Below are 19,154 nucleotides of genomic sequence, written 5' to 3'. Positions count from 1 at the left end.
ACCGGGGTGCGGTCACCGGCCGGGCAGCACGATCGGCTGGCCGTGGGGTGTGTGCGCCGCGGCGTCGTGCCAGGCTGCCGTGGTGGCGCTGAGATCCGCCTGCCCGACCAGCCCCTTGGCCGCGAGGAGATCGGTGAGTGCGGCTGCCCAACAGTCCCAATAGTCGGAGCCGTCCGGCGCTTCGCTGGCGGCGATCCGGGCACCGAGGGCGAGGGCCCACTCATCCGCGGCGATCACGCCGCCGTCTTGCAAGGCGACGGTCATCGCGAAAAGCTGTGCCTGCCAGGGCTCATCGAGGCCGTGGTCCGGCTGCCTCGGCGGGGTTGGCGTCGGCGGGGTTGGCGTCACGCGGCCACCGGCTCCAGGTAGGGCTCCCACGCGTCCACGCACACCGTCACCGTCGGGTCGCTGTCCGGCCCCCACAACTCGGTCCCGGCGAATTCCACCGCATAGAGCCACTCGGGACGGGGATCCGGACGCTGGCCCAGGGGCACGGCGTTGCGGTCGGGGAAGACCTGAGCGCCGTGGACCAGCAGAATCGTCCCGATGTGTCCGCGGGCGAAGCGAGGCAGGCGCGTATGCCCGGCCGGGTGCATGATGCGCGTCCGCACCTGCTCGCCAGCGGCGAACCGCGCGGGTGCTTCGGGCGTGCGGTCATACGACGTGCCGTGGGTGAGGATGTGGTTCAGCTGCGGCCAGGGTGTGGCCGAACCGTCCCGCGTGCCGTCGAGCAGACCGCTGGGGGGAAGGGTCCGTTCCAGCGCCTCGAGCCAAATGCGGTAGTAGCTGCTCGCCAGGTAGAGCGACGGGGGCAGCGATTCGCGCGAGAATCGCGACTGGTCGATGTTCCAGGCTCCCAGCGCACCGACCGCGAGGGTCACGGCCAGGACTCGCCTCTCCCAGGGGGCATGGAAAACCGGCTCATCCGGCTCCGGCACGACCGGGCCGAAGCCGTGCATCCCGCCGAGGTCATGGACGCCGTTCATCCGCTACCTCCGCGCGCGCCCGCTGCGGGTCGGTCATCGACGCGCGGATTCGCCTGTGCACCAGGGTTGCTCGCGAGACCGGTGCCCACCATCGAATCTCGGGTCACCACGCCGGCGAGTTCCGCCACCGTCCACCCGTCGGTTCCCTCCGGCCGCATCGGGACCACGAGATAGCGCTGCTCCGATGTCGAGTCCCAGACGCGGATCGATGTCGTGGCGGGAAGTTCGACGCCGAAGTCCGCGAGCACCCCACGGGGGTCGCGGACCGCCTTGGCGCGGTAGGCCGGCGATTTGTACCAGACCGGCGGCAGGCCGAGGATCGGCCACGGATAGCAGGAGCACAGCGTGCAGACGACGAGGTTGTGCCGCTCGGGAGTGTTCTCGAGGGCAGTCAGGTGCTCACCCTGCCGCCCGGCATACCCCATCGCCGCCACGGCCGCGCTGGCGTCGCGCAACAGCCAGGCGCGGAACTCGGGATCGGTCCACGAGCGGGCCACGACTTGTGCTCCGCGATGGGGGCCGACCTCGTGCTCGTAGGTCTCTACGATCTTGTCCAAGGCGTCCGGATCGATGAGCCCGCGCTCGACGAGGAGGGTCTCCAGCGCCCGCACCCGGGCGTCCATCTCGCCGAGCTCGCTGGCTTCGAGGTGACGGTGGGTGTGGTCGTCGGTGTGGTCGTCGGCCATGACGACACGATGCCATGCCCGGGGGCAGGGTGTCGCCCGCATGCGGGTCGCGCGCGCGGCGCGGGTGATGATGAGGCATGCCACCCCGTTGGACACCGTGGCGCGTGGTTGTCGGGTTCGGTGTCGTCTCGCTCGCCGCGGACATGGTCTATGAGGGCGCGCGTTCGGTCTATGGCCCGCTGTTGGCCGCCCTGGGCGCGAGCGCGACCGCCGTGGGTCTTGTCAGCGGAGCCGGGGAGGCGATGGCGCTGGTGCTGCGCCTCGTCTTCGGACCCCTCGCCGACCGCACCGGCGCCTACTGGTCGTGGACGATCCTTGGCTATGGCCTGACCGCAGTCAGCGTCCCGCTGCTGGCGCTCGCGCCGCGCCTCGGCGCCGCCGGCCTCGCCGTTGCCGCGACGCTCATCCTCCTCGAGCGGCTCGGCAAGGCGATCCGCAGCCCGAGCAAATCGGCGCTCCTCGCTCACGCGGCGGCCGCCGTCGGCCGTGGACGGGGCTTCGGAGTCCACAAGGCCCTCGATCAACTCGGGGCCTTCGCCGGCCCGATGACGGTCGCGGCGGTGATCGCGTCATCCGGGTCGCTGTGGAACGGGATGGCGGTGCTCGCGCTTCCGGGGGCGCTCGCCATGGCGTTGCTTGTCGTTATCCGCGGTGCCGTGCCGGATCCGGCCGTCCTCGATCCGAGCGCGTCCTCGGGAACAAACCAGGTTGTCCGGCAAGGGTTTCGAGCACGGTTGGGGGATGCGCTGGGCGCCGGCTTGCCTCGAGACTTCATCGCGTATGCCGTGGCCGCCAGCCTGACGGCCGGCGGCCTGGTCACCTTCGGCCTGATCGGCTACCACCTCGTCGCGCGCGAGTTGCTGACGACGCAGGCGGTGCCGGTCGTCTACGCCGGTGCGATGTTGATCGAGGCGGTCGCGGCACTCGGCGTGGGAGCGGCATACGACCGGCTGGGCGCTCGGCTGCTCGTGCTCGTCCCGGTCTTTGTCGCCGCCGTGCCGGCGCTCGCCTTTGCCGGCCGGCTCACGTTCGTCATGTCGGGGATCGCGCTCTGGGCGCTCGCCGCCGGCGTGCAAGACTCCACCGTCAAGGCGGTGGTGGCCGAGTTGGTCGACGCGCCACGGCGGGCGACGGCCTACGGTGTGTTCGCGGGAATCCCGGGCACCTTCGCCATCGGCGGTGGGCTGGTCGCCGGATGGCTGTATGAACGCTCCCTTCCCGCGCTCGTGACCGTAGTGGCGGCTACCCAACTCGCTGCCTTCGTGCTGCTGGCGCGAACGCTGCGGCACGCGCCGAGCCAGTGACGTGGGGCGCGTCGCCGCCCGGTGCTGCGCGGGGCCGGACGCTACGGGTGGCTCGGCAGCCCTGAGCGATGTCCTGGCCGTGTTGTGGTTCTGACACGGTCGAGCGAGGCATGGCCACCCCGAAGCTACGTCACTGCTTCCGTTATGGAAGCAGTGACGTAGCACCTTCGGAGAACGTGCGACCGGTCGCGTCGCCAGCGTTCGATGCGTTGGGGGCGGACTACGCTGAATCGGGTGCTGCAGCGGATCGCGATCGTAGGGGGCGGGATTGCCGGTCTGACCTTGGCGGCCGCCCTCGACCCGAGCCGGTTCGAGGTCGTCGTCCACGAAGCACAGCCCGAGCGAGTCACGGTGGGCGGCGCGCTCGGCTTGTGGCCGGCAGCGCTGCGCGGCCTTGCCCGCATCGGCGCGCGGGGCGCGGTGGAGGGCGCCGGCAGCCGCCCTCGCGACGGTGCGCTGTGGACAATCACCGGCGAACGGCTGGCCGGTGGGCAGGTTGCCCCGCTGATGGTGCCGCGGCCAGCCCTGATGGACGCGCTGCGCGCGGTCGCGCCGGCTTCTGCCCGGATCGTCCACGCGGAAATCACCGATCCCACGCGATTGGATGCGGATCTCGTCGTCGGAGCCGACGGCGTCCGCTCGCTCGTGCGCGGCCTGGTCCATCCGCCTGCTGCTGAACGCATCGAGACCCCCTTTGTCGCGCTGCGCGGCCTGTTGGCGCACGACGTGCCGCCCGACGTGGTCGGGGAGTATTGGGGACCCGGTCTGCTCTTCGGCATCGTGCCCGTGCGCACCGGACTCACCTATTGGTTCACCTCGCACCGCAGCCTGCTGGGTCCCGAGCCACTCTCTGCGGCAACGGTTCTGGAGGAGGCGCGGGTGGCCTTTGCCGATGCGGCACCGGTGGTGATGTCGACGCTGGCGGCAGCCGGGCCGGACACGAGCGCGACCCGGATCTGGACGGCGCCGGCCCTGCCGCGCTTCGTGCGGGATCGCTACCTTGTGATCGGCGATGCAGCGCATGCGATGACGCCCAACCTCGCGCGTGGAGCCTGCGATGCGATCATCGACGCGATCACGCTGGCCGATTCCCTGCACGGGGATCGTCTCGGAGCTACCCTGCGGCTGCGTCTGTGGCAGGCCCGCCGCCTCCCATTCACTCAGGCCGCCCGGGTCATCTCCGGCGGTGTCATGCGACTCGCGCTTCTCGACCGCGGCCACCGCCATCGGGACCGGATGATTAGCACGGTATTCGGTTCGCGCCACCGCTCCCGAGAGGAGTGACACCGAGTCGATTTCGCCACTTGACTTCAAGTCAGCTTGAAGTATCAGAGTAGCCGGCATGACACAAACCACGACCCGCGCCGACGAGCTGCACCGGCTCCTGTCCCTGATGACGGGGGACGAGAAGCACTCGGCCGCAGCGACATCCACTCTTGACGTCATCCGCGTCCTGTATGAGCGAGTGCTCGATATTTCGCTCGCTCGCGTCGATGATCCCACTCGCGACCGGTTCCTCTTGTCCAAGGGCCACGGACCGATGGCCTACTACGCGGTGCTGTGCGAGCAGGGCTACATCCCCGAGCAATGGCTCGTCGACTGGGCCTCCTGGGAGAGCCCGCTCGGCACCCACCCCGACCGCGTCCGCGTGCCCGGCGTGGAGATCGGCTCCGGCTCGCTCGGCCACGGCCTACCGCTCGGCGTCGGCGTCGCCTTGGGAATGCGCGCCCAAGGGATCGCATCGCGCGTCGTCGTCCTCGTCGGTGACGCCGAACTGGACGAGGGATCGAATGCCGAGGCCCGCGAGATCGCTCCCGCTCTCGGCCTTGAGGCCCTGACCGTCGTCGTCATCGACAACCGCTCCAGTTCGTATGCCGTTCCCGGCCGCATCGCGCGCCGATTCGCCGCCGACGGCTGGCACGTCGCGGAGGTCGATGGCCGGGACCACCACGCTCTTGCTGTCGCGCTGAAGCACCGAGAGCCCGGCTTCCCGACGGCGGTCGTTGCCCGAGTCGAGGAGAAGTTCTGATGAGCCCACGACGTGCTTTTGGCCAGTCCGTGACCGCTCTGCTGGACGAGCGTGCGGATCTCGCGCTCGTCTGGGCCGAGATCGGCGGCCAGTTCTTCGGCGAGGCCGTGGCCCGCCACCCGGAGCGGGTCGTCAATGTCGGCATCCGCGAGCAGTTGCTTGTCTCGGCCGCCGCGGGGATGGCGCTGACCGGGATGCGGCCGATGGCGCACACCTTCTCCGCCTTCCTTGTCGAGCGCGCCTTCGAGCAGATCAAGCTCGACTTCGGTCACCAGGGTGTCGGCGGCGTGCTCGTGGGCACCGGGGGTTCCTTCGACGCCGCCGTTGCCGGTCGTACCCACCAGTCGCCGGGCGACGTGGCGCTGATGGACACCCTCGATGTGACCATCCACGCGCCCTCGACCGACGCGGAAGTGGAGGCCGTGCTCCGGGTTGCGGCCGCCGCCGACGGGCTGCACTATGTCCGGCTCGCTGATTCGCTGGTCAACTCGCAATCCTTCCCGCCCGGCGGGTTCCATCTCGTGCGCCGTGGCGTCGGGCCGGTGCTCGTCGTCTTCGGGCATCTGCTCGACGCCGCGCTGGCCGCGGCCGAGGACACCGACGCGACGGTGCTGTATGCCACTCAGGTCGTTCCCTTCGACGCCGACGGCCTGCGGGCGGCGTTGCCCGACAGCGGCAGCGGAACTGGCAGTGGCAGTCGAAGCGGAGGCGGAAGTGGAGGTGGCAGCGGCAGTGTCGATGTCGTCCTGGTCGAGCCGTGGGCCGCCGGGACGAGTGCACGGCACATCGCCGAGGCGTTGATCGACCGGCCCCACCGGCTGCTTTGCCTCGGCGTCGGCCGCGCCGAGATCCACCGCTACGGCACCCCCGCCGAGCACGTGGCCCACCACGGGCTGGACGCAAGCGGCATCCGGGCAGCGATCGAGCGCTTCGCACGCGCCGCCGGCAGCGCCGCGCTTGGCAGCCCGGCCGCCTGACCGGGTCGCCTGACCGGGCCGCGCCGAGACCGGTTCGGACGCAGCACCGTCGGGACCCTCTGAGGCAGGGCCGTCAGGGCTGGTGCGGGGGCAGCGAACCGGGGGGCATGAGCGAGACGAGTTGCGCGGGCTGGCGGCGGAAGCGTTCGATGTCCGCCGTGCCGGCACTGAGCGCCTCCAGGGTCTGAGCCAACACCGTGCACACCGGCGTGGGGACGCCGGCCAGCGCCGCATGCCGCGCCACGGCGCCATGCAGATAACCAACCTCGGTGCGGCCGCGGCCCGAGTGCAGGTCGATGTGCAGGCTCGGCATTTTGGCCCCGCGGCCGGAGGCGAGCGCCTGGAGCAGCAGCGGCTGGGCCTGCTCGACCGGCAGATCCCGCGCGGCCCGCGCGAGCGCCCGCATGGGCAGGCCCGGCAGATCGACCGGGTCATGCCTGAGCGCGCCCATGACCGCGAGGCACTCGCGCAGCTGGGCGAGTTCGACGCGGAACAGGCCGGGATCGGCATACACCTCGCCGACCGAGAGGTCGGTGATTGCCGAGGTGGCGTTGCCAGCCAGATTGCCCAGCAGCTTCGACCATTTCATCGGCCCGGCAGCGGAGAACGTCTGCACCGACAAGCCAGCCTCGTCCAAGGCGGCCGCGATCTCGCGGGCGAGGGGATGGCCGAGCGCGATTCCGACGCCGCGATGCCGCTCCTCGACGACCCGGCCGGCTCGGCGCACGCTCACCGCGGTGGTGACGGTCCCAGCGATCACCCGGTCGGGCCCGATCCGTGAGCCGATCAGCGGCTCGTTGTCGACGCCGTTCTGCAGCGACAGCACGGGCGGCAGCGGCTCGCCCGTGGAGACCAGGTCGGCAAGTGCCGACTCGGTGTCGAAGGACTTCAGCGCGCAGATCACCACGTCGGTGCCTTGAGTCCGCAGCGCCTCCCCGGCATCGGTGAACACGGCGACATTCTGCACATGCAGCGAGCGCTCACCCCGCTCGATGACCAATCCCTCGGTGGCGATCACGTCGGCCGTATGCCGCCGCGCCAGGAACGCGACCGGATGACCTGCCGCGGCCAGGCATCCGCCGACGTAGGCGCCGATCGCGCCGGCGCCCACCACGAGAAAACGCATCGGCGACCTCCTCTTGCCCTCCTCTTGCCGCCCACGCTAGAGGATCGGGCGTTAGCCTCACGAGAGTGAGGTCCTTCCGGTGCCGAGGGAACGCCCCCGCGGCAGTCGCCGCCTGGGCGGTGGCCAGCGCGGTCTGCCTGGCCGTCGGGCTTGCCGGTTGCTCGGGCGCTCCCGCAACCCCGGACGCTCCCCGAACGGTGGGCCAGCGCGTCCACACCTGGGGCCAGGGCCAGGGAGCGGAGCTTGCCGACCTGCAGCAGCTCGCGCCCCCGGCCGACGTCGTGCTCATCGCCGACCAGTCCGCCCGAGACCGGCTGCGCACGGCCTCAACCATTGACCAAACGACGATCGCCGCGACCGACCTCGAGGCGAATATCCTTGTCCTGGGCGGTTATCCCAACTGCCAGGCGTCCAGCCATCTCGAATTCGACCGGGCCAAGCGGACGCTGACCTTTGCTGTGACGAGGGACGAGAAAGTGAACTGCGTCTGGGCGCCTTACACCGTCGACGCCTTCGAAGTCGCCCGTTCCGACCTCGGTGGCCTCGACCCGGGCGAGCTGACCGTCCGGCGGTTGGGCGCCACCTAGAGCTGACGTGGACCCCGCGTCGCTGTCCCTCGAATGAGGGTCTCGTCAAGTCCTCCTCGGAGGAGTTGACTGTGCTGGGTGATCTGTCCGCGCTGTGGCCTGCCGGTCGTTTCCGGCGCGGCCTACTGCTCGCGCTGCGGCACACGCATCACCGCCGAGGCCGAACCAGCGCAGGAACGCACCCAACGCCGACCGCGAGCCGAAGCGACACCCGCGCCCCCGCCAGTGATCGTTCCACCCTCGCAGCCGCTCGCTCCGGCCGCGCCGATCCCCGGTGAACCCCGGCGTTCTGGGCGGCCTCGCCGCGCGGTGCTCGTAGCGGTAGCGGGCGTGGCCGCGCTGGCCGCCGGCTTCGGCGGCACCTATCTGGTGCTGAGCCGCGATGACGCGAACTCCGCGGGGCAGCGCTTGGCCGCCGCGGCGAAGGAGAAGGAACGCACCGACGCGAGCGATGTGGCCACGGCGCTCAAAGTGCTGGAAAGGGATCCCGCCGCGGTGCTCGCGACGGATGCCCGCAAACAGGTTCCCGACGTCCGCAAGGCCATCCCCGACGGCACGACCGTCAAACCGCTGGATGCCACCTGGGCGCCGGACGGCACCGGGGTCGGCGGGACGATGGCCGTTGACGTCACCTATCCCGGCAAGTCCCCGCGAAGCTACCTGGCCGTCATGGTCCACGAAAAGGCCGGCTGGAAGGTCCTCGCCACACTCGCGGTCACCTCGTGATGCGCCGGTCATCTCGGCTGCCGCCCGGCCCCGCCCGCGTGCCGGCGCACACCCACGAGTTGGCCGGTGCCCACGCGCTCGCCGCCGCCGGCCGCCTTGGCCGCGCGCTCACCGCCACCGTTGTCGTGATCGCCGCACTGGTCGCCGCAGTGGTCGTGGCCGGGGCCCTTGCCCCGGTCTCCGCGGCGGCCGTCTCCGGTCCGGAGTCTTGGAAATGCGATTCCAAGAGATTAGGTTTGGAGAAGGTCGTCGTCGCGCGTGCGCCGGTGCAGGCGAGCGAACGCTTCTCCACCGGGCGAGGCATCAGCAGCCGGCCGGACGCCCGGGACAAGTGGGTGCCGGTGATCCTCGTCCACGGCTGGGTCAGCCGGGCCACCCACCCCGATAGCGACGGCACCGACGCCACGCGGGGCGCATTCTCCGGGCCGATCAACCTCTCGCCCAACGCGTTCAGTCAAGCGGATGGCAAGCTCACGTTAGTTGGCCAACTGCAGGACATCCCCGGCGCCGCGGTGTTCACCTATGACTATCACCCCTATTCGGGCCGCTGGGTGACCGACAAGCACCTCGGGCCCGGGCTGGCCAAGGTCGTGGACTGTCTGGCCAAGGCATCGGGGGAGAAGGTCGTCCTCGTCGGGCACTCGATGGGTGGCCTGATCGCGCGGTATGCCGCGGCCGCCCCCGGCCCTGGCGGCGCGAAGGACCGCTCGGGCCAGATCAGCCGGATCGTCATGCTCGGCACACCCAACACCGGCTCGGTCTCGGCGATGCTCGTCGCCGATGTGGTCGACGCCGTCCCAGGGCAGGTGGGGGCGGTCATCCGGCTGCTGTTGTCCGCCTGCGGTTCGGCGACCAGCGCGGACCTGGCCGGGACCGTCTGCGGCGTGGCACCCGTAGTCGGCGCCTTCCAGGGGGATGCCGGTCGGGCGCTGCGCTATAAGTCCAAAGAGTTGGCCGCCCTGGCACGCGTGCCCGAGGCGATCCCGGTGAGCGCCCTCGCCGGCGAGACGAATTACGCGGTGCCCAAACTCGGCTGGTTCGCGCTGCCCTGGGACACCACGGATGTCCCGGTCGGGGACGTCATCGTGACGTCCGGTTCGGCCTTCTCCGGCGGCAGAGAGAAACGCGACATCGCCTGCCGCTACCAACTCAACCCCGTCCGCGGCGAGAGCGACCAGATCGGCCTGCTGATGCAGGTCGTCGGTAAGGGCGAGGTCGCTGGCGACCCGGTCGGCTCGGCGTCCGGCCCGTGTTTTCACACCTCGCTGATGCGTGCCCAGGAACTCGCCAACGAGGTGGCCGGCGTTGTCGCGGACGACATCGGCGATCGCTACGTCTCGCGCGCGGATCTGCTCACCGCCCCGGTTCCTGCGCTGCGCGGCAATCCGGCAGGCGACCTGGTCGACGGCGAACTCCCCGTGGCAGGAGGGGGTTTTGTGGCCTTGGAGCGAGCCGGCGGCGCGGCTCCCGCGCTGGGTGACCTGACCGGCGACGGACGCGGTGACGCTGCCGCCGTCATCTCCGCCACTTCGGGCGCCGGCGGCGCCGACCAGAATGTCATCGCCTACGGCAAACGCAACCGCCGCCTGATCCGGCTGGCCGAATTCGATCCCGCCCAGGTCCGCTCCGGCACGTATCACGTCCAAGTCACCGGCATGATCATCAAGGCAGGCGCGATCGAGCTGTCCTGGTCGACTCAGGTCGCCGGCTCCGGCCCCGGTCCCGACCTGGCCGCAACCTTGCGCCTGCAGGGCAGCCGGCTGGTTGCCTCGAATGTCCGAGAACTCGACGGGTCCACCGCCGACGCTCTGCCGCCCTATCCGCAAACCGAGGCAGCCGGCTTCGAGTTGGAAGCGTTCCTGCAGCGCAACGGCCTGCGCGTCGTCAAGCCACCGATCGAGACCGGTTGCGAACAAATGGTGGTGCTCGGCGCCGACCTCGGCGCCGGCAACGTCGACCTCTACCTCGGCGAAAGTCTCAGACCTCCTCAAGTAGGGGTGTGTTGACTGTTGAGATTCAGGTGGGTTTGACCTGGTAGGTGATGGGTCGGTGGTCGCCGGGGATGTGTGCGGGGGTGGTGTTGAGTTCCTCGGTGAGTAGGGTCAGGGCGCGGGCGATGCGGGGGGTGTCGGGCCGGTCGAGGGTGACGGTGATGCTGGTGGTGGTGTAGTGGATCTGGCCGCTGTGGTGGAGCAGGTGGCGGGTGATGGCCCGGTATTCGTTGTCGTCGTTCAGGTAGGCGTTGAGGTGGTCGGCCAGCCAGGCTTCGGCGTTGAACGCGAGTAGCCGGAGCACCATTTGCAGGCCGCGACGGGCCAGGCGGGGGTAGGCGCGTTTGGCGTGCGGGTCCAGCGCGGTCGCGGCGATCTTGGCCGGGATCGGCTTCAGCGCGGTTTGGGCCTGGTCGAGCGCGTCTTGAGCCTGGTGGATCCGGTGCTGGGCGGCGGGCAGCTGGGCGTTCTTCTGCGTCAGGCTGGTCTCGGGATCGCCCAAGAGTTGGGGCAGGGCGCGTTCGGCTGCGGCCAGTTCCGCCTGGGCGGTGGTGACCCGGGCGCGGGCCGCGGCCCGCGCCGGGTTGGGCAGCATCCGCGGGTCCGGGCCGATGTCCATCCGGTAGTCGGCCAGCGCGTCGATGCCGTTGTGTTCGGCGGCGTATTTGAACATGTTCTCGATCCGCCACCGCGAACGTAGCCAGCAGAGCAGGTCCGCGCCGGTGGCGTGGGTCTCGCTGGTCAGGACCTGCAGCACCGGCTGGTCGTGCTCGACCAGGGTCAACTGCCGAGCCGGGCCGTATCCGGTGATGTGCACGGTCTCGTCGGCCAGCAGCATGGTGATCCGTTGCCCGTCGCGCACCGTCGCGGACCGCCGTGGCGTCACGGTGGTCACGAGCAGTGGGGCGCGTCGGTAGGTGACCCAGTCCGCGCCCGCCTCGCGGCAGGCGGTGAAGACGCCCGGGTAGGACCCGCCCCGGTCGAACCCGAGCAGCACCGGCGCGTCCGGGCCGATCACCGCACGGAGCTGGGCCAACACCCCGGGCAAGGTGACGCTGAGCCCGGATGGTTCACCGGAGCCGAACACCACGGCCCGGCCGCGGGCATCGACCAGCAGGGTGTCGTCGCGGCCGGGTTGGGCGTGGCGGCGTTTGGTGTTCCAGCCCTTGGCCACCGGCCGGGCCCCGGCGTAGGGCACGAAGTGGTCATCGACGAAGTACACCAGCTCCCCGGCCGGGTCGGCGGCCAGCATCCGGGCGGCGAACGCCCGCTGCACCGCCAGCGGGTCCGAGCCGTCCGCCAGCGCGGCCAACCGGGCCCGCAACGTCGCCACCTGCGGGATCACGCTCAACCCCACCGCCGGTCCGGCCTCACCGCGGCGCAGGTGCTTGGCCCCCTCGATGGTGTCCATCCCCAGCGCGAACCCCACGCTCGCGCAGGTCAAGATGCCCAGATCGTCATACCGGCGGGCCGGGCCACCAGCCAGGGTCGCGAAAACCGCCTCCGCGCCAACCCGATCCAGATAGGCATGCAACAACATCGCCCCGGCATACCGACACCCGAACCCGCCCGCCCGCACCCGCGCGCTGCCCCCACCACCGGCCACCGCCCCCACCGGCCCGCTCCCACCCGCCCCCGCAGCAGCCGACTGCGCAACCGGACCACCGAACCCAACAGGCCCGGCCCCGGCCCCGGCCTCCGGCTCCGGTTCGGGCTCCGGTTCGGGTTCGGGCTCGGGCTCCGGTTCGGGCAGCGTCGGCTGGACCGGCAGCGGGCCGCCGCGGGCCAGGACCTCACTGATCACCGACTGGGCCACCCCCAACCGGTCCGCGATCACCTGCTGACTCTCGCCGCCACCGGCCCACGCCCGCGCCGAAGCCACCTGCCGCGGCGTCAACTTCGGCGGCCGCCCACGCCGGCGCACCAACCCCGCCGAGCCCTCCTTCCGGGCCCGCCCCCGCAGGATCGAGACATACGTCGCGGTCAACCCGAACACCCCGGCGACCTCATCAACCCGGCGGCCGGCGTCGGTCAACGCCACGATCGCCAGATTCCGCATCCCGGTATCCCCGGCGTCATACCGGTACAACAACACCCGCCCACAGGTCACCAGAACAACGCCGTCGCACTCCTGCACGCACAACCCACCCGGCTGCGGCATCCCCGCCAACGCCCCTTGATCCACCCCCACACCCTACCGCACATCTTATCTGATTTCCGATAAGACGAGACACGGAAAACGCCCTGCTCACGGACCGGACACTCACCTACTTGAGGAGGTCTGAGTCTGTGCGACGGTGATCCGATTCAGCAGTTCCATGCGATCCGCGGCGGGCGGATCGTCAAGCAAGGTTGGTCGTCGATCGACGCCGGGCAGGGTGATGTCGCCGGCTTCGAGGCCTTGCTTGCCCCGTATGGCAAGCGCCGACCCGCCATCTTCGACATCACGCCGGGAGACGGGGAGCGCTACTACCTGACGCCGGTGACCCGCTGAACAGGGCCGCAGCCATCCCTTTAGCGGAAGCTCGGCTGGCGCCCCAGCGTGCCGACCATTCTCCACGAACTTGGCCGAAGGCCCATGGTCGTCGTCGACGACGACGACCGATGCCGTGATGTCGTCCTCGGTCTGGACCTTGACCGCCGGGGCGAAGTCAGGCCGCAGGCTGAACAGCCGGGAGGAGCCGTCCTCCTCGAAGCCGACACGCAACATGTCGACGCGCACCTGCTGGCCGTCCAGCCGTAGCCGGTTGCCGAGACGACCATTGACGCGGCTGACCGAGAAGTGACTGCGCCAGTCCGCGCCCCACTCCGGCCGGTAAGCGTCCTTGATGACATAAACCAACTCCAGGACGTGCGGCGGGATAGATCTGATGAAGTCGTTGTGCTCGACGCTGAAATCCTTTGACGGAGTAAATAGTTTGATGATGCTGCCCATGCTCCGGGTCGGCCCGAGGACCGGGCGGTGTCGTGTCCGTTCCAGGAGGGATCGGCATACCGATTGGAGTAGTCCCGGGTGATGATGTCGGCGACCGCGTCCACATCCGCGTCGAAGTCGGCGACGAAGGTGGTGCCAATCGTGATGGCGTCGGCGATCGACTTGGAGATCTCCGACTTGCCTCCGCCGGAGACCGTCGACGGCTTGTGGCAGACGGTCAGCTGAGCGGAGGTCCCGATGATCGTCCACTGCACTGGGTCATCGCGGACCTGCTTCATGACGACCCGGAAGCCGGTGGTGTCGAGATAGGTCGTGTCGGCGCGGAACGGCAGGCGGCGCTTGGTGCCATCCTCCTCGGCCCACGTGATCGAGCGGCCCGGCAGGCTGTAGTGGGCATGGGCCGGAACCAGCACGACGCGCGGGTTGGCGGCCAGCGCCGCCCACCCCTGCCCGGAGTGCGACCAATGCTCGGGATCGCGGGCGACGACCTCGGCCACCGGCGGCGCGTCGACGGCATACGTGTTGACGAACTCCTGGCTCTCGTCCCAACTGGGGAAAACCATTGCCCCGCCGGAGTGTTCCTCCTCCGCCCCGCCGAAGAGGTTGGCCGACATCGAGATTTGCGTCTTGACTTCCTTCTTGCAGTAGCCGAACTAGTTGTCGGCGATGATCGTCACCATGACACCACGCTCATCGCGGGCGCACACCTTAAAGGCCTGGCCGTCGTTGTAGCGCTCGGCCGGGTCGCTCCAGCACATTCCGTCGCGCACCTGCCGCTCGGTCGCCACGCTCTGATGGGGCAGGCCAAGCGCCTTCTTGGTGACCGACGTCAGATGCGGCGCCAACACCACGAGACCGGTGTGCCCGGTCCAGCCGAGCGGGTCGAGCGCGGCGTCGTTCTCGGGCAGGTAGGGATCGCCGGCGTTACCGAAGATGCCTTCGACGAAGTCGAGGTTGGCGACCATGCTGCCGGGGACGATGAACCGGGTCTCCATGCGCCGCTCCCGCGTTCGGCCGAGCACCGGGACGACGACGAGCGGGCGCATCAGCAAGGAGACGAAGCAGGCAGCTTTGCTCTCTTGGCCGAGGTGATCGGCAATTCCAGGACGGCGCTCGGCGGAGTGAGCGCGCGCGCGAGCAGTCCGGCGAAGACCTCCCGCGGGACGGCCTTCTTGTCGTCGGGAATCGGCAGCCCACCCTCGGCGAGGTGAAAGACACCCTTGGTGGTGCGCCGGTCGCTGCGTGGGTTGTGCAAGACCCCGTTGGCCAGCCGGTAGCTCGTCAGCAATTCGGAGGAATAGGAGTCCTGATCCACCGGAAGCGAGAGGGTCCGGGCCAATCCCGGCAGGTCGAGGATGAAGGTGCGCCGGGGAAGTCTCGGGACGTCCGCGACCCCGGCGAGATAGGAGGCGAGGAAGTCCTCGATCCGCTCATCGACAGGCGGGAGCCGGTCGGACAGGCGCCGGCTGAGTTCCGGGCAATCGTCCCGGACTCGATCTCGCGCAACAGCTCCGGCGCCGTCGTGGCGTTGACCAGGCCGGTCGTGATCGTGATGTTGGATCAGCAGTCGCCAGCGGTTGGCAAACGGGGCCCGCGCCGCCCTCGGCGCGGACCCCGTTGCGTGGTTGTGACGGCGGTTGCGGTTGCGCCTTAGGCCGTCGGCTCCTCGCCGCCGGTCGCATCCTGCGGGCCGGTCGCAAACTGCGGGCCGGTCGCATCCTGCGGGCCGTCGGCGAGCAGGCGATAGAGCGAGCGGCGGGTCTGTTCCAACAGGCGGGCCGCTTCGGCGACCGTGGCCTCGTCCTTGGTGGCGGCCACGGCCTTGGTGGCCATCGCCACTTGGCCGAAGGACTGCCACAAGAGGCTGCTCTGACGTCCGCCGAGCGCCTCGCTGGCCTCCTCGGTGGCGGTCTCCCACGGGCGGGGGGCGTCCTGGGCCGCGGCTGCGGCGTCTCGTCCGGTGTCGGTGAGCCGGAAGGCCTTGCGGCCGTCGTTGTCGAAGGCCTCGATCAGGCCCTCGTCCTCCAGCTGGGCGAGCGCCGGATAGACCGCGCCCGAGCTGGGGCGCCAGGCCCCGCCCGTGCGGGCGACCAGCTCTTCGATCACCTGGTAGCCGTTGCGGGGCTCCTCGGCGATGAGCAACAGGGCAGCGAGCCGGACGTCGCCGCGTGGGCGTCGCCCGCGCCTGCCGCCGCGGCCGCCACCTCGCCGGCCGCGCGCCTCCGGGCCGGGCCCACGCCGCCGGCGCTCGCCGCGGGGATGGTCGGTCACTTCTGCCCAGGGGTTGTCATGGTCGTGCTCGCCGTCCCGGTCGCGGGTTCCGCGGTAGTTGGGTGCGGGCGGGGTGCTTCCGGAGGTTGCCGCTTCCCAGAGGGAGCGGGCGATCTCGGCGCCCTCGCGGCCGAACAGGCCGCCGGGTCCGAAGGGGCCACGCGGGCCGAGGGGCCCGTCCGGCCCGAAGAAGTTCTCGAAGCCGCTCTCGCTCGGGCCGCGCCCGCCGCGGTGGCGGCGCCGCTCGTGCGGGCCGTGTGGTCCGCGGCGCCCGCCCCGATGGCCGGGCCCGAAGGGGAAGTCGTCGTCGAAGTCGGGGATGTCGTCGGGTGTCGATTCGTTGGTCATGGTGGCTGTTCTCCTGGTATGCCGTTGCCGAGCCGCGACGAGTGCGTCGCGGCGCCGGTGGGGATGTGTGTGGCGAGCCGCGCCCGGTCGGGGCGCGAGCCCGGGTGGAAGGCGGGGCGCCGGGGTTCCTGCCGGAACCGGGGCTCCTCCGTGCTTCCTCGGAGCATCGCACTAGCGATATGTCAAAGATATGTCGTTAAACGCGCCGTGTCAAGTTCACCGTCAGCGCGGCGTCAATTGCGAGCCGTGAGGCCACTTGATCACCAGTCACCGACGGGGCGTGCCCTGTGGGAGGGGCGACATTCGTGGCCCGCTAACCCGCATCCGCCGGTGGGAGACCGTTAGCGACGATCGCAACGACTGATGTCCTGGGGAGGAGGTCCGCGACGGCGGGTAAGGCGTCGGCTCGGCCGCACCGATCGACGATGGCGCGCTGCCGCTCGGCCACGCCGTCAAGGCGTGGGAGGACACCAAAACCTTCATGACGCAAGACCACCCCGGCTACGGTGGCGCCGATCCGCACGTGTGGTTCCTTGACACCGGGGCCGCAGAGCGCGCCGGGTTCAGCCCCGCGAGCTGACCAGCCGGACGCCGGACCGAGCCTGACGCTGGGACCAACCCCCACACGGGATCAACCCCCACACGGGATCAACCCCCGGACGCCGGATTAGGACGGCGGCCGGAGGACGTCGACGCCGGCGCGCTCGGCGAGCGGGCCGGGCAGGACCACGCTCCCGTCGGCCTGCTGATGGTTTTCCAGGATGGCCACGATCCAGCGGGTCGTCGCCATCGTCCCGTTGAGCGTCGCCACCGGCCGGTTGCCCGAGCCCTGCGGGTCGCGCTCACGGATGCGCAGCCGCCGTGCCTGATAGGTCGTGCAGTTCGACGTCGACGTGAGTTCCCGATAGCGCTCCTGGCTGGGAATCCATGCCTCGCAGTCGAATTTGCGGGCGGCCGACGAGCCCAGGTCACCGGCCGCCACGTCAATGACCCGATAGGGCACGTCGACCATGTCGAGGATCCGGCGCTCGACATGCAGCAACCGCTCGTGCTCCTGCTCGGCGTCCTCCTGTCGGCAGACGACGACCATCTCGGTCTTTTGGAACTGGTGAGTGCGGAAGATGCCGCGGGTGTCCTTCCCGTGCGAGCCGGCCTCACGCCGATAGCACGTCGAGGTGGCCGTATAGCGCAGTGGACCCGAGGCCAGGTCGACAATCTCGTCGCTGTGGTAGGCGACCAGGGCCACCTCCGAGGTCCCGGTCAGATAGAGGCCGTCGAGTTCGAGGAAGTAGATGTCCTCGGCGTGCGAGTCGAGGAAGCCGGTGCCGCGCATCGTCGGCTCGTTGACCAGGTTGGGAACCGAGAGCGGGACGAACCCCTCCTCGCGGGCCACGTCCTGGCACAGGCGCATGATTGCGTTCTCCAGGCGCACACCGTCGCCGCGCAGGTAGGGGAAGCGCGAGCCCGACACCCGCGCCCCCCTCTCCATATCGATGATCCCGAGTGCCCGGCCGAGATCGAGATGGTCCTGGGGGGCAAAGCCTTCGGCGGTGAAATCGCGCTTGTCCCCGGCCTCGGTGAGCGTGCGGAAGTCGTCCTCGCCGCCGGCTGGGACCCCGTCGATGATCAGATTGGGCAGCTGCCGCAACGCGGTGGCGAGGTCGGCCTCGAGCGCTGCGTGGTCGGCGGTCATCAACTTGATCCGCTCGGCGGCGGCCCGCGCCTCCTGCTGCAGTCGAGGCCGTTCTTCAGTGGCGGCATTCTTGAGGTTGGTGCTCATCCTCTTTTGCTCTGCCCGCGCCGTGTCCAACGCGGTCGTGGCGGTGCGGCGGTTCTTATCCAGCGTGAGCAGGCGGTCGACCAGGGCGGGGTCCTCGCCCCGCGCCCGTTGCGAGTCGCGCACCGCGTCCGGGTGATCGCGCAGAGTCTGAAGGTCGAGCATGGGCTCGATTCTAGTGGCGGCCGGCTCGCCACTTCCCGGCGTTTTCCCCGTCGGCACCCGTGCGTCGGGGCTGTCGACGCACGGGCATCGGCCTCCCATCCGTCGGTCAAGACGCGGGCCCACTGTCGCGGCCTGGGGCCGGGCAGTGGCGGGAGGGACACCACTGCCCGGCCCTGGTGCCAGCTAAACCGCTGGTCACGATATGAGCATGGCATGATCCGGCGCTTTTCGCGCGACGAACCCGGTGAGGCAACGATCAGGGGGCCTCGTAGGCCCCCTGATTGTCGGCGCGTTGCCCGATCTGCTTGCGGTCAGTCCTCCTCGCCCACGGACTCGACGGTGTCGGCAGCGGCCCGGGGGAGCTTGCCCGCGGAGTCGCGGACACCGGTGATGGCAGCCACGCCATGCTCGGTCGACTTGTTGACGCCGTCGATCAGGTCCTTGACCGACTGCTGGCTCTGAATGCGCTCCACGAGCTTCTCGCCGCGATCGGCGAGGTCGTCATAGAACTCCGCGGACTTGTCGGCGGCCTCCTTGGGGCTGGAAGGAAGTTGGTCGAGGAACTTCTCGATGTACTCGCGCGCCTCGCTGGGCAGGTCGGTCAGATCCTTGAGGGACTTCTCGGCCAACTCGCCGGCCTTGCCGAGTTCCTCGCGGATCTTCTCGAAAACCAGGTCAGCCATGCCGAGGTAGGCATAGACCGGGCGGCTGTCGACGAGGTCGGCCAGCGGGCCGAGGTCGAGGGAGGCCTTGTCGCTCGCCGGAGCGCTCTTAGTGGTCTTCTTGGCTGGGGTCTGCTCGCTCATGATCTCTCCTGGATCTCGCGGCTGGATGGAACACCTCCCAGTATGCTTGCTATAGCAAGCAGACGCAAACCCTAGGACGCAGCTATGGCGCGGATCACGCCCACCGCTCAGCGGGCGAACGCGCGCTGGTAATGGTCAGGTTCGCGCTCCATGCTGTCCGCGATCGTCTCGGCGCGGCGGAAGCCATGACCTTCACCCGGATACACGATCAGCTCCACATGCTTGTCGACTGCGCGGAGGGCCTCGACCAGGTCGGTGGCCTGGTCGAGTGGCACCACGAGATCGTCGCTCCCGTGAAGCAGCAGCAGGTCGCCGTGCAACCGCGCGACGTCGTTCAGCGGTGAGCGCTCGGCATACACCGGAGTGCGCCGGGCGGGGTCGTCGTCGGCGGTGAGCTGGGAGGTCATGCTGTCACGGCGCGAGCGTGTGGCAGGGTGAAC

General features: G+C 70.0%; 20 protein-coding genes and 1 pseudogene. 9 read left to right on the top strand and 12 right to left on the bottom strand.

Features of this window, described 5'->3' with window-relative positions:
* Window positions 1-12: 12 nt before the first annotated feature.
* From V9G19_RS22145 to nthA, 3 genes are read right to left on the bottom strand one after another with little or no spacing between them, the layout of a single operon-like run.
* The gene (locus V9G19_RS22145; RefSeq protein ID WP_462287542.1) at window positions 13-348 is read right to left on the bottom strand and encodes a nitrile hydratase accessory protein; all 336 of its coding nucleotides are present in this window, start codon (window positions 346-348) and stop codon (window positions 13-15) included.
* A complete protein-coding gene (gene nthB, locus V9G19_RS22140) occupies window positions 345-986 on the bottom strand; it encodes a nitrile hydratase subunit beta (RefSeq protein WP_462287541.1) in 642 nt (213 codons plus the stop codon). Before nthB ends, V9G19_RS22145 begins: the two co-directional genes overlap by 4 nt.
* The gene (gene nthA, locus V9G19_RS22135; protein ID WP_462287540.1) at window positions 983-1,672 is read right to left on the bottom strand and encodes a nitrile hydratase subunit alpha; all 690 of its coding nucleotides are present in this window, start codon (window positions 1,670-1,672) and stop codon (window positions 983-985) included. The genes nthB and nthA overlap by 4 nt, the downstream gene beginning before the upstream one ends.
* 77 nt (window positions 1,673-1,749) lie before the next feature.
* Between nthA and V9G19_RS22130 the strand changes: the two genes are divergently transcribed.
* From V9G19_RS22130 to V9G19_RS22115, 4 genes are all read left to right on the top strand, one after another.
* The gene (locus V9G19_RS22130; protein WP_462287539.1) at window positions 1,750-2,976 is read left to right on the top strand and encodes an MFS transporter; all 1,227 of its coding nucleotides are present in this window, start codon (window positions 1,750-1,752) and stop codon (window positions 2,974-2,976) included.
* 234 nt (window positions 2,977-3,210) lie between these two features.
* The gene (locus tag V9G19_RS22125) at window positions 3,211-4,260 is read left to right on the top strand and encodes an FAD-dependent monooxygenase (protein WP_462287538.1); all 1,050 of its coding nucleotides are present in this window, start codon (window positions 3,211-3,213) and stop codon (window positions 4,258-4,260) included.
* Window positions 4,261-4,318: 58 nt separating this feature from the next.
* Window positions 4,319-5,005, top strand: a complete 687-nt coding sequence (locus V9G19_RS22120) for a transketolase (RefSeq protein WP_462287537.1) — start codon at window positions 4,319-4,321, stop codon at window positions 5,003-5,005.
* A complete protein-coding gene (locus V9G19_RS22115; protein WP_462287536.1) occupies window positions 5,005-5,982 on the top strand; it encodes a transketolase family protein in 978 nt (325 codons plus the stop codon). Before V9G19_RS22120 ends, V9G19_RS22115 begins: the two co-directional genes overlap by 1 nt.
* Before the next feature lie 73 nt (window positions 5,983-6,055).
* Here the strand turns inward: V9G19_RS22115 and V9G19_RS22110 are convergent, their stop codons facing one another.
* Entirely contained in the window at window positions 6,056-7,108 is a 1,053-nt protein-coding gene (locus tag V9G19_RS22110) for a ketopantoate reductase family protein (RefSeq protein WP_462287535.1), read from the bottom strand.
* 65 nt (window positions 7,109-7,173) lie between these two features.
* Between V9G19_RS22110 and V9G19_RS22105 the strand changes: the two genes are divergently transcribed.
* From V9G19_RS22105 to V9G19_RS22090, 4 genes and pseudogenes are all read left to right on the top strand, one after another.
* The gene (locus tag V9G19_RS22105) at window positions 7,174-7,695 is read left to right on the top strand and encodes a hypothetical protein (RefSeq protein WP_462287534.1); all 522 of its coding nucleotides are present in this window, start codon (window positions 7,174-7,176) and stop codon (window positions 7,693-7,695) included.
* 78 nt (window positions 7,696-7,773) lie between these two features.
* Window positions 7,774-7,839, top strand: a pseudogene (locus V9G19_RS22100) (zinc-ribbon domain-containing protein); the annotation flags it as partial.
* A gap of 186 nt (window positions 7,840-8,025) precedes the next feature.
* Window positions 8,026-8,421 (top strand): hypothetical protein, encoded by a 396-nt coding sequence (locus V9G19_RS22095; protein ID WP_462287630.1) that lies wholly within the window; start codon window positions 8,026-8,028, stop codon window positions 8,419-8,421.
* Complete coding sequence (locus tag V9G19_RS22090; RefSeq protein WP_462287533.1) at window positions 8,421-10,427, top strand: lipase family alpha/beta hydrolase; 2,007 nt, start codon at window positions 8,421-8,423, stop codon at window positions 10,425-10,427. Before V9G19_RS22095 ends, V9G19_RS22090 begins: the two co-directional genes overlap by 1 nt.
* A 10-nt stretch (window positions 10,428-10,437) precedes the next feature.
* Here the strand turns inward: V9G19_RS22090 and V9G19_RS22085 are convergent, their stop codons facing one another.
* From V9G19_RS22085 to V9G19_RS22065, 5 genes are all read right to left on the bottom strand, one after another.
* Window positions 10,438-12,597, bottom strand: a complete 2,160-nt coding sequence (locus V9G19_RS22085; RefSeq protein WP_462287532.1) for a putative transposase — start codon at window positions 12,595-12,597, stop codon at window positions 10,438-10,440.
* Between the two features lie 78 nt (window positions 12,598-12,675).
* Window positions 12,676-13,347, bottom strand: coding sequence for a hypothetical protein (locus V9G19_RS22080; RefSeq protein ID WP_462287531.1), 672 nt, complete (start codon window positions 13,345-13,347; stop codon window positions 12,676-12,678).
* Window positions 13,348-14,000: 653 nt separating this feature from the next.
* Window positions 14,001-14,393, bottom strand: coding sequence for a hypothetical protein (locus V9G19_RS22075; RefSeq protein ID WP_462287530.1), 393 nt, complete (start codon window positions 14,391-14,393; stop codon window positions 14,001-14,003).
* A complete protein-coding gene (locus V9G19_RS22070; RefSeq protein ID WP_462287529.1) occupies window positions 14,393-14,662 on the bottom strand; it encodes a hypothetical protein in 270 nt (89 codons plus the stop codon). Before V9G19_RS22070 ends, V9G19_RS22075 begins: the two co-directional genes overlap by 1 nt.
* Before the next feature lie 335 nt (window positions 14,663-14,997).
* A complete protein-coding gene (locus V9G19_RS22065; protein ID WP_462287528.1) occupies window positions 14,998-15,966 on the bottom strand; it encodes a PadR family transcriptional regulator in 969 nt (322 codons plus the stop codon).
* Between the two features lie 418 nt (window positions 15,967-16,384).
* On the opposite strand from V9G19_RS22065, the gene V9G19_RS22060 reads away from it, so the two are divergent.
* Window positions 16,385-16,546 carry a sunset domain-containing protein gene (locus V9G19_RS22060; protein ID WP_462287623.1) on the top strand — a complete coding sequence of 54 codons (162 nt, stop codon included), beginning with the start codon at window positions 16,385-16,387 and terminating at the stop codon, window positions 16,544-16,546.
* A gap of 87 nt (window positions 16,547-16,633) precedes the next feature.
* On the opposite strand, the gene serS is transcribed toward V9G19_RS22060, so the two are convergent.
* From serS to V9G19_RS22045, 3 genes are all read right to left on the bottom strand, one after another.
* Complete coding sequence (gene serS / locus V9G19_RS22055) at window positions 16,634-17,908, bottom strand: serine--tRNA ligase (protein WP_462287527.1); 1,275 nt, start codon at window positions 17,906-17,908, stop codon at window positions 16,634-16,636.
* A gap of 311 nt (window positions 17,909-18,219) precedes the next feature.
* A complete protein-coding gene (locus V9G19_RS22050; protein WP_462287526.1) occupies window positions 18,220-18,714 on the bottom strand; it encodes a hypothetical protein in 495 nt (164 codons plus the stop codon).
* A 107-nt stretch (window positions 18,715-18,821) separates the two neighbouring features.
* A complete protein-coding gene (locus V9G19_RS22045; protein ID WP_462287525.1) occupies window positions 18,822-19,121 on the bottom strand; it encodes an alpha/beta hydrolase family protein in 300 nt (99 codons plus the stop codon).
* Window positions 19,122-19,154: the final 33 nt, after the last annotated feature.

The sequence above is a fragment of the Nostocoides sp. genome, assembly GCF_037045025.1.
GTDB lineage: Bacteria > Actinomycetota > Actinomycetes > Actinomycetales > Dermatophilaceae > Nostocoides_A.
The sequence above is the reverse complement of the archived record's forward strand: the minus strand, read 5'-3'. Positions and strand labels throughout refer to the sequence as shown.

What these genes read in the sequence shown, in the direction of transcription:
- nthB (WP_462287541.1), bottom strand. Translation starts at nt 986, where the DNA reads ATGAACGGCGTCCATGACCTCGGCGGGATGCACGGCTTCGGCCCGGTC.
- nthA (WP_462287540.1), bottom strand. Translation starts at nt 1,672, where the DNA reads ATGGCCGACGACCACACCGACGACCACACCCACCGTCACCTCGAAGCC.
- V9G19_RS22130 (WP_462287539.1), top strand. Translation starts at nt 1,750, where the DNA reads ATGCCACCCCGTTGGACACCGTGGCGCGTGGTTGTCGGGTTCGGTGTC.
- V9G19_RS22120 (WP_462287537.1), top strand. Translation starts at nt 4,319, where the DNA reads ATGACACAAACCACGACCCGCGCCGACGAGCTGCACCGGCTCCTGTCC.
- V9G19_RS22115 (WP_462287536.1), top strand. Translation starts at nt 5,005, where the DNA reads ATGAGCCCACGACGTGCTTTTGGCCAGTCCGTGACCGCTCTGCTGGAC.
- V9G19_RS22110 (WP_462287535.1), bottom strand. Translation starts at nt 7,108, where the DNA reads ATGCGTTTTCTCGTGGTGGGCGCCGGCGCGATCGGCGCCTACGTCGGC.
- V9G19_RS22090 (WP_462287533.1), top strand. Translation starts at nt 8,421, where the DNA reads ATGCGCCGGTCATCTCGGCTGCCGCCCGGCCCCGCCCGCGTGCCGGCG.
- V9G19_RS22080 (WP_462287531.1), bottom strand. Translation starts at nt 13,347, where the DNA reads ATGGGCAGCATCATCAAACTATTTACTCCGTCAAAGGATTTCAGCGTC.
- V9G19_RS22075 (WP_462287530.1), bottom strand. Translation starts at nt 14,393, where the DNA reads ATGCGCCCGCTCGTCGTCGTCCCGGTGCTCGGCCGAACGCGGGAGCGG.
- V9G19_RS22065 (WP_462287528.1), bottom strand. Translation starts at nt 15,966, where the DNA reads ATGACCAACGAATCGACACCCGACGACATCCCCGACTTCGACGACGAC.
- serS (WP_462287527.1), bottom strand. Translation starts at nt 17,908, where the DNA reads ATGCTCGACCTTCAGACTCTGCGCGATCACCCGGACGCGGTGCGCGAC.
- V9G19_RS22050 (WP_462287526.1), bottom strand. Translation starts at nt 18,714, where the DNA reads ATGAGCGAGCAGACCCCAGCCAAGAAGACCACTAAGAGCGCTCCGGCG.
- V9G19_RS22045 (WP_462287525.1), bottom strand. Translation starts at nt 19,121, where the DNA reads ATGACCTCCCAGCTCACCGCCGACGACGACCCCGCCCGGCGCACTCCG.